Here is a 15,598-nt window from a genome sequence, read left to right on the forward strand (position 1 = left end):
GAGGCAACCTCACCTGCGCCTTTTGGACCAACTAAATTTTAAGGAAAATAGAAAAATCCGGACCGAGTTCATTCCTCAAGCTTTCAGCTAATCGCTCTCCCTCCTGCTTGAATTCGCGCTCTAATTCCTCACTCTTGAATCCAGAGTTTGGAGGGTAATCCGCATCCAGTGTTTCATCGTATATAGCGGCCCACTTTGATAGACGCAGCTGAAGCTCTTTAGAGATAGGAAGCTCGCAAGGAGCTATGTCCCCATACTCATCAGGGGACATATTCCAAAGCGGATGACACTGATAATCAGCCATCAACTTTATATTTTTCACTTAACGCTCCCTCTTGGATTTGCACCGACGACAAAGCCGTTGTCGCCAACAGTCACAGCAATTCGCTGCTGCTGCCCATTAATAGTTAACTCATAAATTGGACGCCCAGCTCCAGAGCCTTGATAACCAACGAGCTTACCCTCAGAAACCGCCTTCATTACCACACCCGGAATCTGAGCCTCAGACACGCCCATCTGAGCGAATTGGCTACCATGCTCCTCAATAATGTGCTGCAACCCGGCTTTTGAGTTTCCAGTCTCTAGGAATACAACTTTCCCGCTAGAACTGCGAGTCGTTGCAATGACATTCTCTGGGGTAAATTTCACACCATTAGCAGTTAATTCATCAAGCAAAGATGTGTTCAGCGTGCCTTTTGGACCCAAAGCCTCGAGCTCCGACGGGGTCAACCCCCCAGGACCGTTCTCAGCCTTATCCTCCTCGGCTTTCTCCTTCTCAGCTTTCTCCTTCTCAGCCTTCTCCTTCTCAGCCTTCTCCTTCTCGGCTTTCTCCTTCTCAGCTTTCTCCTTCTCAGCTTTCTCCTTCTCAGCTTTCTCCTTCTCAGCTTTCTCCTTCTCAGCTTTCTCCTTCTCAGCTTTCTCCTTCTCAGCCTTCTCCTTCTCGGCTTTCTCCTTCTCGGCTTTCTCCTTCTCGCCCTTGCCAGCCTTCTCTCCACGAGGGTGATCATTCGCCGAACTGCCACCTACAGTGATGTGGCTATCTTTCTTCGCTCGCCCAGGCAGGCCTCCAGTCAAAATACTAGTGATCAGCCTCCCACCGCCGATGAGAGAATCATCGTCTTTGTCGGCCGGATTCAGCTCAACCGTCCCCTCTTTAGTGCTCAGCATAAACTGCGCCAGCTCTGTGGCGGCTTTGGTTTGAAGCGACTCCATCATCTCAGAAAATTTCTGGCCTCCCGTCGTATTACTGACGACACCACCTACCAGTAGAGTCAAAACCCCCTTCGGCCCTTGGGAAAGCGCAAGAACATATCCAACCGCTTCAGCTTTTTCAGGATTAGCCTTGATATATTCATTCAGGTTAGTTGCGAACGTCAGCGTTTCCTGCAGAGCAGTTCTTTTTCCTTCGACGGTTGTCAAATCGAGTTCACGAGACTGCTTGATATAGCGGTCAAGCCCCGGCGTAATACTTTTTTGAGCGTCTTTAAGGTATGAATCATTAACATGCATAATTCCAGCAAGCTGCTTGAGAACACCTTCTTGGAAAGCAGGATCACTCATCATTGCCATTGCCTGAGAACGGCTTTTCCCGGCAGCGATCAACGAGTTCAAGACACTCTCGGCCAACTCTTTCCCTGTTATTGCCTGCGCCCCAGGATCGATTGGGCGTCCCAGTGCCGCTTCCACCTTATTGATGACGACGTTCATGCCCGTCATCGCAGCGTTCCAGTTAGCTAGGCTTCTCTCGCCCCACTCAGCAGCACCATTAGCCCAATCTTTGCCAGTATCAATCGGGTGCAGGACGTCATCAATTGATGAGCTCGTAACATAGAGATCAGTACGCGACTCTTTATCACGAGTAATCTCAGAGGCTTTGGTGACATCACGGTTCAGGCCTGCGGATGAGTCAGCCCCGTTCTTCTCGTCTGCTCGTACAACAATTTCACCCGCTCCAACTGTTGCACGAACGGTTTGCTCTCGCTCCTTGTCATACTTCCAACCGTTAACACTCCAGCTATTCTCTTCACCGTTGCCTTTGCCGACCTGACTTGGGTCCTGAGAGGCTCCCCCACCGTCTTTGTATGAGCCGCCCACATTGAGGTAGTAACCATGCTCCTTGTCTTCTCCAGCAATATCGGAATAGCCAAGCGTTCCAGTGTCGAGCTTCAGCTTTCCGGTATCGGAGGCGACGAGAGCGCCATCAAGCTGGGTGTGCTTCTCCGTACGGATATCGACTACATTCGCGCCGGTAATGCGCGTCTGGTCCTCGATCCATTTCGACTTCCCACTGGTTTGTCCGTAGCCCAAGGAGCCACTCATGCTGAAACCAAAGCCAACAGTTAGTGTTGCACTGATATCAAATTCTTTACCCGTAACCTTTCCAGTATCCGCCACGGAAGAAACATTAAAATCTCTTCCCACGCGCCCTACCACACTGTCACCACGCATTTGGGCACCGGCAACGTTCGTATCTCTGCCGCTCTCAAACCCTAAACGCTCACCCGCATAAAGATAGGCTTCTTGCTGGCTTACGCCCTCACGGTCCAGATTCCCTTTACCAAGGTTCACACTAGCGTAAAAGCCAATCGCACCATCCTGTACTGCAATCCCTGCCTCGCCGCCGCCACTGCTTCTGGTGCTCTCTCGTGTAGAGTTGTTCTGAGCAGCCACGATATTCAGATCTTTTCCTGCACTAAGATCGATATCACGCCCAGCCTTTGCCTGAGTCCCGATTAAATTGAGATCATTGGTGGCTTTCAGGTTTATGTCTCGCCCAGCATCCAACTCAGTCGCCGTAGAAGATTCTGCTTTACGGTCTTCGTCGGCCACTCCGTGACTCCCCCCCGCGCCGATCCTGAATCCGTTGCTGACACTGCCATGAAAACCACTCCAGCTCTGATTTTCCTGGTTGTCGTTTGAGACACCACCTTTGGCAACATCAAATGTAACGTCACGTCCTTTAACGTTAATGTCACGCCCTGCTCCCAACTGGCTTCCGATAACCGTAACGTCATTTCCGGCAGACAGATTGACGTCATTGCCGGCGTTCAAGGTCGAGGATCGATTTGTCAGTTCAACAGTTTGTTCGGTGACACTCTGTGTGCTATTTCCAAACTTGATGTCAGGCGTGGCCCCCGCAAAGAAATGGCTTACTGAATCAACCGCTTTCAGTGTGCTTGAACCCTTGCTGACGCCATCCTCACCTTTCCCCGCACCGTTAACCGCGTCCTTTGTACTTCCAAAGTTATGATTAATAGCGACACTCAATCCATTGCGTTCTTTCTCTCGTTGTTGCTCTACCAACAACCGCTCACGAGCCGCATCAATATTGATATCGCGTCCGGCCTTCAGATCAATATCGTTGTCAGCCGCCAAATCAGAGCCACGTTGATTGATATCCCGCTTGGCAGTGATTGCCAGGTTTTCACCTGCCTTGATTTGGCTCGCGGCCGCAGTCTGTTGCTCTAGCCGGTTCTTCTCGGCACTACGATCGGTACCGGCAAAGAACGTGACGCCGTTAGCATCACTGGATACACCAATCCCCGTCTGTTTGGACTTGGCCCAATCACGCTCGCTTTTCGAGTTTTGCGCAGCGACTACGTTGACGTCGCGCCCTGCATTGAGATTGACGTCACGCCCGGCACTGATGCCGCTGCCCACCAAATTGATATCTCGCTCAGCCTGCAACGTCGCATCGCGATCTGCAGATACCTGGCTCCCCACACTGGTGGAGCTTTGCGCTTCCTGACCCGCTTTCTTGGCCGAAGAAATCGCGATGAACCCGCCTGAGATCGAACCGGTTTTTTTCTCGTACTTCTCACTACGGCTATAGGCCGTGTCATTGGCGGACACCAGGTTGATGTCACCGGTATCCGTCACCAGACCTGCCCGCAACTCTGCATCGTTCTCGGCATTGATCTCACTCGCCCGCAAGCGAATGTCATTACCCGCCGCCACGACTACGTCATTACCCGCCTCAAGCTCACTACTGACCTGACTGGCCGTGGTTTTCAGCTGACTCTTGCCACTCTTGGAAAGCCCCAGGAACCCGGACTTGGTCTTCTTGCTGTAGGAGCCGTGTTCTTCAACACCCGACAACACCGCGATGTCGCCCGTAGCGCCCAGCAGCATGTCGCCACCGGCTTTCAACTGGCTGCCGATCACGGTGACATCACGACCACCTTCGATGTTCATGCCTCCGTCAACTTTCTTGCTGGCATTGACTGTCAGGTCTTTACCCGCCTCTACGACGGACGCCACGTTGGTACTGTCGTAGCTTTCACGCTGCTCGCTTTTGCTGCGTCCGAACGAGCCTTTGCTCTTCTTCGAATAGAACGAAGCGTCTTCGTCCAGTGCCGAAAGAATACTCAGGTCACGCTGCGCCTCCAGGGCCACGTTACCGCCGCCGCTTACTCGACTTGCGGTCAGTTCAAGATCCTTTCCGGCATTGAGTGACACGTCACCGCCCGCCGTCAGCACACTGGAAACCTGGTTGATGTGGTCTTCCGAGCGGCTGACTTTTTTGGACTTGCTGGATGAATGCTGTTCATCGGCTGCCGACGAGATACTCAGGTCTTCATTGGCGGCAATATCCAGATCACGCTTGGCATCAATTCGACTGGCAATAGCGGTGAAGTCGCGGCCTGCCGTGACCTTCACATCACGTCCCGTTTCCACACTGGCGCCGGTTTGCGTCACGGTTTGCGTGCGGTACCTGCTACCCATATCAACTGAGTCGCGTTGCTCTACCGCGTCAATGTGAACATCACGCCCAGCGGTGATTGTGGTGTCGCGTCCGCTGGTCAGGACACTGCCTTTGTTGGAAACGTCGCGACCGGCGTTGAGGCTAAGGTCGTTGGCGGCTTCAATCCTGGCTGCGCTATCGAGGTAATCGCGGCGTATTGAAGTACCGGAGCTGTAACCGGTGGTGGTCACGCTACGCTCGTTGATCACATCGCCACCAACGGCTGTGAGCGTTACATCGCGGCCGGCAATGATCCCGCCAGCCTTGTTGACGATGTTGTTACCCGCCAGCAGGTCCAGACGGTTGCCGGCTTCAATCAACCCGCTGTTGGTCAGGTCGTTTCCGGCCTTGGCCGACAGGTTATGAGTGGCGCGCAGGGTTCCTGCGTTCTCCAGGTTCTCACCCGCCATAAGGCTGATGTCCTGGCCAGCAATCAGGGCGCCGTTGGGGGCCAGGCGATTATCCGCTTGGGCCAGGTACAACACCGGCACCAACACCCTTTCGCCGTTGATCACATTCTCTTCAAGCCAGACGATATCGTGGGTTAGTGCGGCCACTTGCTGACCGGTCAGCGATACGCCCACCGACAGGTCGAGGGCCTGCTTGCTGCGAATGGCGTTATCCATCAGATGACGGAACACCGCCTCGTCCGAGGTCTGGCCATCGATAAAGCGCTGTCCGGTACGCTCGACAATCGCTTGCTGGATCAAGCGTTGTTCATACAGACCATCACCCAAACGCTTGGCGCTTTCATCCGGGTTGTAGCCCAGACCAGCGAGGAGATAATCTGAGCTCATGAACTGTTTGAGGTCAGTCAGAACCGGGTTGGTTTCGATCAGGTATTTGTGCGGCTGAGAGACGGCTGTACGGTCAGGCAAGCCTTGCACACGGCTGAGGGGTTGACCGCTTCCAGGTGTCGCGGTGGCGAGTGGAGTGATACCCGGAACATTCAGCGAGCTTCCTGGGGCGATCATGCCGGTACGTGGATCGCGGTCTGAAGGATTCAGGCTGCCGACGGCGGGAGCCCCCCCGGTGTTTCCGAAGTTGATGCCGTCAACTCGTGTGATATCTGTTCGACCTGGCAGCATGGACCCCGCTCCCACGCTACCCCCACCGGACGCATCGACAACACGGGCATTGGTATTGATGCCTCCAGCCTCACGAGCCACAACGGAGACGGGGCGAGAGTCCGCCGCAACCTGGGCGACGCCGTTCAACTTGATCGTCCGACCTTGATTTTGAGGCAACGCCTGCTGTCGTTGAGCCAGGTCGATGCTTGCCCCGCTCAGGGTCCAACTTTTTGGCTCATTGCTGCGTTGCGCCATCTGGGTATCGCTTACTCCACTGCCACTGAGACGGAACAAACCATTCTGGCCCGTTGGCAAGGCGAAGTTGGGCAGCGTTACCGGATTGACTTGCCGCTGCGCCAGATCCGGAGGCAATTGGGCATTGACGGAGATATCTTTGGTGATGACCGTGGGTTTTGCCACGCCGTTTTGCTGGCCTTGGTTTATAAAAGGGGCCAGGTTTTTGATATCGCCGTTCTGGATAGATTTTGTTGCGTTTATCGAAACAGTTTTACCTGCCTGAATAACGGCAGCCGCCGAGCTACTGGACTGATAGTTCCTGACATCACTCATTAAATTGAGCGCCAAAATAGCGGCTGGAACAGAAACCTCAGGGCCCTGCCCAAAATAGGGGTTTAGATAACCAGTTCTTTGGCCTGCTCCGGTAACCAGATTGGGGGTGCATCCACCGCCGTCACCGACACATGATTCGCCGGCATAATATTCCATCGCATATCTGGAATTACGATTTACATAGTAGTCTACTGGACCATCGCCATTTACATATGCAAAAATTGGTGCAGAAAAACTTCGACCAGGCGTAGACTTGTAAACTCTCGAACGTGTGAATTCGCCTGTACTTACAGAAGTATTCTCAAAGACATCTGCTTTAAAACTTATATTTCCACCTGAGACGATAGTTGATGCAAAGTTATTAAAATTCCCCACATCAGCATTAAAATCACCTCCCACTGATACCGTCGCCGATTGCCCGGAGAAAGTAGCCTCAGATATATACCTCTCCTCCACAAAATAATTCATGTAATAACACTTATTGCCATCACAATCAAAAGTTATATCACCCGATAACAAACGCTCTTTACCTGCAACACCCAGCCTCTTATTTTCAAAGACAGTAGAAGCAAGCGTGAAATCTGCGTCCGACTGTATAGAGGATGAGAAATTTACAACGTTATTAGCCTTACCCCCCTGCTGTCCACCAATACTCAAGTGACCTATACTGTAAATGGCCGCATTATTATTGTTCAGCAGATCACCGACTTTAATGTCAATGTTCGAACCGCTAAAAATCAGTCCACCTTCATTCAACAACGTCGGTGTCTGCAGCAACAGCGCCTGTGTACTGCCCAACGTTGCATAGTTATTAATCGCGCCGGCACCGACACTCAGCTTCGCCGCAGATGTAACCCGACCGTAGTTGTTGAATGCTCCCGCGATATTGAGGGTTGTATCGCCGCCTCCTGCAATGCTCGCAGCGCTGCTCACGTTCAACTGCGCCGCACTCAAGCCCAATGTCCCGACGCTGCTGTAACGACCATTACCACCGTAGTTGCCTGTCAGGGTCAGATCCGCGGAGCCATCACTGGTGATCACCCCATCATTGTTCCAGTTGCCCCCCGTACCGATCAGGCTGTCGGACGCCAGCAACTGCCCACCGGCGGTTTGATTCAAGGTGTTGACGTTGATCCTCAAGCGCCCGGCCTGGATCACGCTGCTGTTGGTCCAATTGTCCGCAGTGAGGGTCAGACCGCCTCTGGTAACCACGTCACCACCGGCCTGAGTGAGGTTGGCAGTGGAGATATCAAAGGTGCCAAAACCTGCATGCAACAAGCTGCCACCCTGGTTCTGAAAGCCACCCACATTCAGGGTCAGATCGGCGTTGGCGGTTTCCAATCGGCCATTGCGGTTATCAAACACGCCGCCAATCTGGAAGTTGGTTTTTCCACCGCTACCCAGCGCCCGAATTTGCCCACCCTGATTATCAACGCTATTGGCCGCCACATTCAGGCTGCCATCGCTTTCAATCACCCCACCACGGTTGGTGAGTAGCCCATTTGCCGCCAGCTCAACCGCGCCACCGGCAATTTGCCCGGCACTGTTATCCACTTGCTGGCCACCCACCCGTACCAAGCCCTTGGCGTACACGCCACCATTGGTATTGGCAAAATAGTTGGCGTTGACCACAGCATCGCCCGCTTGCGCGGCGATGCGTCCACCCTGGTTGTTGATGCTGCTGGCGAGCAGGTTCAGGCGCTGTGCCTGGATAATGCCACCTTGGTTATTCAGGCCTGCGGCCAACTGGGCATCCAGCAGGCCCTTGAGGCTGGCCAACGTACCGCCTTGGTTATCGACATCACCGCGGATGTTCAGGCCGAGGCCGGTTTGGCCCTGCACGACCCCCTTGGCGTTGTTCAGGCCCGCGGCGTTCAGTTGCACATCGGCGTCCTGGCTGTAGATCAGACCATTGGTGTGGTTCTGTACGACGTCCGATGCCGTGATTGCTACCCGTTCCTTGCCTGCAATGGTGCCGCGCTCACTGTTGTTCAGGCCTCCGGTAAACAGGGTCAACAGGCCCTGGCTGGCAATCTGGCCGTCGGCGTCGTTGTAGACCTGGCTGGCACGTTGCAGAAGCAACGGCCCAGCGCTCACCAGCTTGCCGCCGCTGTTGTTGAGGTTGCCGAGCAAGTCGAGGGTCAACTGTCCGTTGCTCGCCAGGGTGCCACCGTTGTTGGTCAGGTCGGTACCGGTGAAGGTGAAGGCTTGTTGCGCGTTGATGGTGGCCTGGTTGGCCAGGGTGGCCGCTTGTACATCCAGCGTGGTGCCGCTCTCGATCAAGCTGCCGTCACCATTAACCAATGCGCCAGTCACCGACAGGTGTTGCCCGGCGCCGCTGGAAAGCACGGCCTTGCCACGGTTATCCAGGCTGGCAGCGCTGACGTCCAGCCGCCCTTGGCTGACCAGCGCACCTTCGTTGTTGTTCTGCAGGGCACCGCTGAGGCGAACATCGATCGCACCATTGCGGCTCGACAGAGTGCCGTGGTTGCGATTATCGAGGCTTCCACCGCTGACGTTCAGGCCTTGCCAACCGGACATCAAGCCATTCGCGCTGTTATTCAGGCTATCCGCGTTGAGGGTCAGTACCTGACTGCTGATCAGCTTGCCGGCACTGTTATCCAGCACGCGCGCCGCTAGGGTAAAGCTTCGCTGGCTGGAGATTTCACCGCCCTGGTTACTGAGTTCGCGCAGGTTTTTCAGCGTCAACGGTCCATTGGCGAGGATCAGGCCGTTACGGTTGTCCAGGTCACTGTTGTTGAAGTCGACAGTTACGCCCTGCTCACCGACGATCCTCCCCCCCGCCAGCACCAATCCGTCGAGGTCAATAGCGATGGCACCTTTGGCAGAGACTTCACCGCCGCTACCGGAATTGAGGCTGGCGGCCTTGAGGTTCAAGGTGCTCCGGCTATTGATCAGGCCGCTGGCTGTATTGTTCAGGGCCATGGCGTTGAGCGTTACGGCAGCACCCAGCAGGGTACCGTTCTGATTGTTCAAGTCAGCGCTGTGCACAGTGACCGCTTGCGCTGCGCTGATAAGGCCCTGGTCGCTGTTGTTCAGCAGACCGGCGCTGGTCAGTTGCAGGTCGCCGCGACTGGTCAGGCTGCCGCCACGGTTGTCCATGGCAGTGGCTTGCGCATTGAGACTCGCCCCGCCGATCAGCCCCTTGATGTTGGTCAGAGCCTGGTCGATGCGTAGGGTCAGGCCCTGATTGCTCAGCAGCTTGCCGTTGCTGTTATCGAGGTTTTGGGCGGTCAGGCTGAAGGCTTGGCCGCTGGAGATTTCGCCACCGTTGTTGGTGACGTTGGTGAGGTTATTAAGAAGCAATGGGCCGACGGCATTAATCAGACCGCCTTGGTTGTTAAGTTGACCATTGTTCATATCCAAGGACAGGCCGGCATTGCTGAACAGTTTGCCGCCTTGCTGCTCCAGCCCGGTTACGCTGGCGGTCATGGCGCTGGTGCTGCCGATGCTGCCACCGTTGTTCAACTGCGCGGTGGTCAAAGACAAAGTATCGCCGCTGTTGAGACGACCGCCTTGGTTGTTTACCTCGCCAGAAGTAACCAAGACAGGCCCTTTGCCGCTGATGTTGCCCTGTTCGTTACCGAGGTTGGCACTGCGCAGGATCAGGTTGCCATCAGTCAACAGCTCGCCGCTTTTGTTATTCAGCATGCTCGTGACAGAAACGTTCAAGCCTTGGGCGCTGGATAGGCTGCCCTTGGTGTTATTGAGACTGTGCGCTTTGACGTCCAGCGTACCTTCACTGCTCAGTAGACCTTCGCTGTTATCCAAGTCGCCCGCCAGCGCCAACACCAACGGCTGCTGGCTGAACAATCTGCCACCGGCGTTATCCAGCGAAGTGCCGGTCAGCGTGAGGCGCTGGCCGTTCAATTGACCCTGGGTGCGGTTGATCACCTGATCTACCGCGAGTTTCAGCCCCTGACCCGCGAACACTAAGCCCTTATCGCTGTTGTCCAGTTGCACTCCGGTAACGGTGACATCGGCATTGCCGGTCACTTCACCGGCACGGTTATCGAGATGGCCAACGTCGAGTTTCAGCGCTTTTGTGGCGCCTACCAGTCCCTCACGGTTATCGAGATTCGCACTGCTGATGTGCAGGCCTTCGGTGCTGATAAGTTGGCCTTTCTGGTTATTGAGAGCGTCGGTATTGATGGTGATCTGCGCCTTACCGGCGATCTCTCCGTTACGGTTATCCAGAGTGGCGCCGCCCAGCAACAAGGTACCGTCGGCAATCACGCTACCGTGCTGGTTATCCAAGAGTTTGGACGCACTGATAGCTACGTCGCCTCGTCCGCTGATCAGGCCTTTGACGTTGGCCAGCACTTGGTCAACGCGCAAGGTCAACGCTTGGTTGCTGATGAGTTTTCCGTTGGTGTTGTCGAGGTTCTGCGTGGCCAGGGTGAAAGCGTTCTGGCTGGAAATTTCACCGTTCTGGTTGTCGATACTGGCAAGGTTGTCGAGCACCAGAATCGGGGCGTTGATCACACCGGCGTTGATCAACTTGCCGTTGTGAAGGTCGAGAGTGAGCTGCGTAGTGCTCACGAGTTCGGCGCCGCCCAGTTGGGTGAGACCGTCGAGGTTGGCGTTCAGAGTACCGACGCTGGCGATACGACCACTGTTGGTCACTTGGGTAGCAGTGAGGTCAAGACGCTCGGCACTGAGCACGCGACCGTTAAGGCCGTTAGTGAACTGCCCGGTGACGAGGCTCGTTTCTCGCTGGCTTTTAATCAGCCCCTGGATGTTCTCAAGGCTCCGACTAGTCATCTTGAGACCTTGTGCGCTTTCTACGGTGCCACCGTTGTTCAGCACGTCAGCAGCGGTGTTAATGCTCAACAGAGCGGCACTGGAAATACTCCCGCTGCTGTTATCGATGCGCTGCCCAGCCAGGTCCATTGAACCTTCGCTGCTGAGTGTGCCGCGAGTGTTGTCCAGGGCGGCAGATAATTTCAGGACCAATGAGCGCTGCCCACCCAAGGTGCCGTCGGTGTTATCCAGTCGCGTACCGGTCACGCGTACGTCCTTGGCAAACACAAGGCCCTTGGTCTGGTTGATAACCTCAGATACCGCCAGCGCCAGTGTGGTACCGGCCAACAGCTTGCCGCCGCTGTTGTCGAAGCGTTCGCCGCTAAGTTCAAGGTTTTGCTGGCTGGAAATTTCGCCGGCGCGGTTATCGATGCTGTCGACCTTGAGTTTCAGCGCTTTTGTCGCCGCAACTAGGCCGCCGTTCCGGTTATCCAGAGTGTCAGCGTTGAGGGTCAGGCCACCCTGGGCAACCAGTTCACCACCCTGCTGGTTCAATACGCCAATGGTAGCGTCCAGTTCATCTTCGCTGGCAATGCGGCCCTTGGTGTTATTCACGGTGTCCACCGTCAGGCGCACCGGCCCGATAGCGCTGACCAGACCGCCTTGGTTGCTCAGAGATTGGCCGGTGATTGCCAGTGCCTGTTTGCTGTTCAGCACACCTTCTCGGTTATCGACTTGGCCGACGTGCAAATTCAGGTTCTGGTTGGCACTAACGACGCCGCCACGGTTATCCAGGCGCCCCGCCTGGATCTCCATCACACCCTTGGCCAATACGCTGCCTTTGGCCTGGTTATCGAGCAGACCATCAACCTTCACGGTGAGATCACCATCGCTGACCAGATGACCGGTCTGGCTATTGTCCAGGCTGCCTGAGGTGACGTTCAAACGCTGGCCACTGCCCAGGGTTCCGCCTTGGTTGCTCAGTGCTCCGGTCGTGGTCAGATCGAGGCTGATATCGCCCATGACCTGGCCATTGCTGTTGTCCAGACGGGCCGCCTGGACGTTGAGCGCTGAAGCGGCGATTAGGCCCTTTAGGTTGGTCAGCGCTTGCTCGACCTTAAGGGTCAACACCTGATCGCTAAGCAACTGACCGTCGTTGTTATCCAGGCTTTGCGCGGCCAAGGTAAACGCATGCTCGCTGGAGATTTCACCGTTGTGGTTAACGACGGTGGACAGGTTTTTGAACAGCAGTTGGCCCGGCGCATTGATCAGACCATCGGTGTTGTCGAGGTGGCCTTGGTTCATGTTCAGGGTCAGGTCGGTGAGACTATAAAGCTCGCCACCGCTTCGTTGGTCCAGGCCGGTAACACTGGCAATGAGTGCCTTGTTACTGGCAATGCGGCCGTCGAAGCGGTTGTCCACCCGCCCAGCTGTCAGGTCAAGGCGATCTGCGCTGGTGAGGCGCCCGCTGTTCTGATTATCCAAGGTCCCTGTGGTGACACGCACGGCGCCGTCACCAATCAGCTTGCCGCCTCGGTTATCGAGGCTGGCGCTGTTCAGAATCAGTGCCATCGCGCTGAGCAATTCACCGCTGCGGTTGCTGACGGCACCGGTAGTGGTCAATTGCTGCGCCGCACCGCTGCTGATGCGACCGCCGTCGTTGTTCAGCGTGGTGCCTTGCAGCGTCAAGTTACGATCGCTGCGCAAGGCGCCTTTGCGATTATCCAAATGGTCGAGGGTCAGATTGATCGCGCCGTTGGCTAACAAACGGCCGCCGTCACTGTTATCGAGCAGGGAACCGGTGAAGGACAGGTCGTTTACGCTGGATACCTCGCCGCCCTGATTATTGAATTGATCGATGTTGAGGCTCATCCGTTGGCCACTGACAAAGCGGCCGCCACGGTTGATTGCAACGCCTGAATTGTTGACGGTCAGTAACGTGTCGCCTTGAAGCAGCCCTTGGCTGTTATCCAGCGTCATGCTGTTCAAGGTCGTCGTCGCACCAAGAATTTTGCCTTGGCGATTATCCAGCGTCGTGGTCACGAACAGCGTTGCGTCATCACGTATCTTGAGCTCGCCTTCGGCATTGATCAGGCTGTTGGCCCGAAGGTCCAGACCGGTCGCGGCAATCAAGCCCTTGGTGTTGTCCAGCGCCTGGGCAATACGCACCAGCAAACCTTCTTCGCTGAGGAGCTTGGCGTTGCGGTTGTTCAGGGAATTGGCGGATAGAGTAAAGGTCCGGCTGCTGGAGATTTCACCAACCTGGTTGTCAACACTATTGAGGTTGCTCAACAGTAAACGTCCTGGAGCATTGATGATTCCGCCCCGGTTATCCAGATGGCCTCCATTCAGATCGAGGCTGACATCGCCCTGGCCAAAGAGTCGGCCGTCATTGTGCTGATCAAGACGGGTGACAGTGGCGTTGAGTACCTCACCACTGCTGATCCGCCCACCCTCACTGTTGTCCACCTGACCGGCTTTCAAATCCAGGCGAGCCTCACCGCGCAAGGTGCCATGCTGGTTGTTCAACGAGCCGTTCAACTGCAAACCAAGATTGTTGGCGACGACAGTGCCTTGGCGATTATCGAGGTTGCCCAGGCTGAGGCGCGCATTGCCCTTGGCGGAAAACAAGCCGGTTTGGTTAAGCAACTGACCAGCGATAGCGGTGGCCAACGTGCCGTCAGTGGTCAGCTTGCCTTCGGTGTTATCCAAACTGGTTGCTATCAGATCAAGCGCAGTACCTGCCGCTAACGTGCCGCGTTGGTTATTCAGCGCAGCACTGGTGATAGTCAGGGAACGGTCGCCCTGAATCTTTCCACTGCTGTTGTCCAGCCCCCCAGTACTGGAGACGAGATCGGTGGCAACAACCTCACCATTGCGGTTATCCAGACTGCCTGCCGTCACCTGTGCCGATTGACGCGTTGCGATGCGCCCGTTCTGATTATTGATCAGCCCCTTTGCATCCAGGCTCAACGACTGCCCGGCCGAGATCAGGCCTGCTACGTTGTCCAACTCATTCAGTTGCAGCGTAACGTGAGCAACACCCGACAACTCGCCATCTCGGTTGATCAACTGGTTGGCATTGATCCCAACGCTGCCTGTACTAAGGATGCGCCCGTGATTCTGGTTATCCACACGCGTAGCGGTCAGTTGCGCAGTGCGCTGAGCACTCAGCGTGCCGCCCTGATTCGCCAGTTCACCGGTGCCGATGGTCAGGTCACGGCTGGCGATCACGGTCTTGCCGCTGTTATCGATAGCCTGTGCGGTCAAGCGCACGTCGCCTTGGGTATTGCGGCTGTTATCCGCGTTGACGCCCGCTTCGATAATCCCGTTATTGGTCAACCGCCCAGCGGCGTCCAGGGTGATGCTGTCCTTGGCAGCGAGGGTTTGTTGGTTGGTCAGGGCACCTTGGGTTTTCACCGACAAATCGGTACCGGCGTAGACCGCGCCTTTGGCTTCCAGGTTGGCGGCCTTGACTGCCAACGCCGAACCGGCCGAGGTCTGGCCCATGACCACATTGCCTGCGGCATCAATCTGGATGTCACCGCCAGCGACCATGTCCCCGGACAGTTTCACCCCCACGCCCGCTTCGGTGCCCACCAGCTTGACCGCGCCTACGTACATGCCACCCAGCGCTGAAGAATCAATCGCCAAATCCGGCGCCTTGCTGCCGTCCGATGCACGCGCCGTGGCGTTCAAGGTGCGTGCGTCCACATCGTTGCGACCCGCGACAATGGTTAGTTTTTTTGCCTGGATCTGCGCGTTAATGGTGGTGGCGCGGGTGATGATTTCGAACTGGTCGACGTTGCTGGCATTCAAACCGGTGCCGTCAATGGCGACGCTGCCTTGATCGACTTGATAGCGGCTGATCTGGCCGTTCTCGATCACTGCTTTGCCGGTGGTCAACGTGGCTTGCGGCGTGTTGATAAAGCCGCAACCGTTGCAGCTGATGCCATACGGGTTGGCAACGATCACATGGGCCGATTGCCCCGCCACTTCGGTGTAGCCGCGCAACTGACTCGGACTGCCGCCGTTGACCTCATTGAGGATCACGCTGGCTGCTGTACCGTTGAAGTTCTGGTTGCCGAGGATGATCCCGCCCAACTGGGTCGATTGGGTGCGGCTGGTGGCGTTGTTGAGGATGACGCCCTGCTGGCCGACGTTGTAATCCTGGAACTGGTTATGGGACAACCCGCTGCCATTGGGCGCCGCGATATTGACGATGGGTACGCCGTTACCCGCCTGGCCCAGCGTTGTGCCCGGTGCGCTCACCACTATGCCATCCGCCTGCGCCAGCAACGGCTGCCAGAACATCGCGTTGGCCAGAATCAACGCCAAGCCACGCTTGGGCAGTCCCAGGAAAGTGGAGCGCGTTTTCAAGGCCGCAGAAGGTTGGCGCGCAAGAAAGGCGAACTGACGAACGTCCATGTCATGTCTCGATGCCCAGGGG

Annotated in this window: 2 protein-coding genes; both read right to left on the bottom strand. The window is 55.9% G+C overall.

Annotation, left to right across the window (positions count from 1 at the left end; genetic code table 11):
* Positions 1-31: 31 nt before the first annotated feature.
* Complete coding sequence (locus BB029_RS19705; RefSeq protein WP_256558405.1) at positions 32-322, bottom strand: hypothetical protein; 291 nt, start codon at positions 320-322, stop codon at positions 32-34.
* Entirely contained in the window at positions 319-15,576 is a 15,258-nt protein-coding gene (locus BB029_RS33535; RefSeq protein ID WP_065940477.1) for a hemagglutinin repeat-containing protein, read from the bottom strand. Before BB029_RS33535 ends, BB029_RS19705 begins: the two co-directional genes overlap by 4 nt.
* Positions 15,577-15,598 lie beyond the last annotated feature (22 nt).

The organism is Pseudomonas sp. S3E12 (genome assembly GCF_001702295.1).
GTDB classification, from domain to species: domain Bacteria; phylum Pseudomonadota; class Gammaproteobacteria; order Pseudomonadales; family Pseudomonadaceae; genus Aquipseudomonas; species Aquipseudomonas marginalis.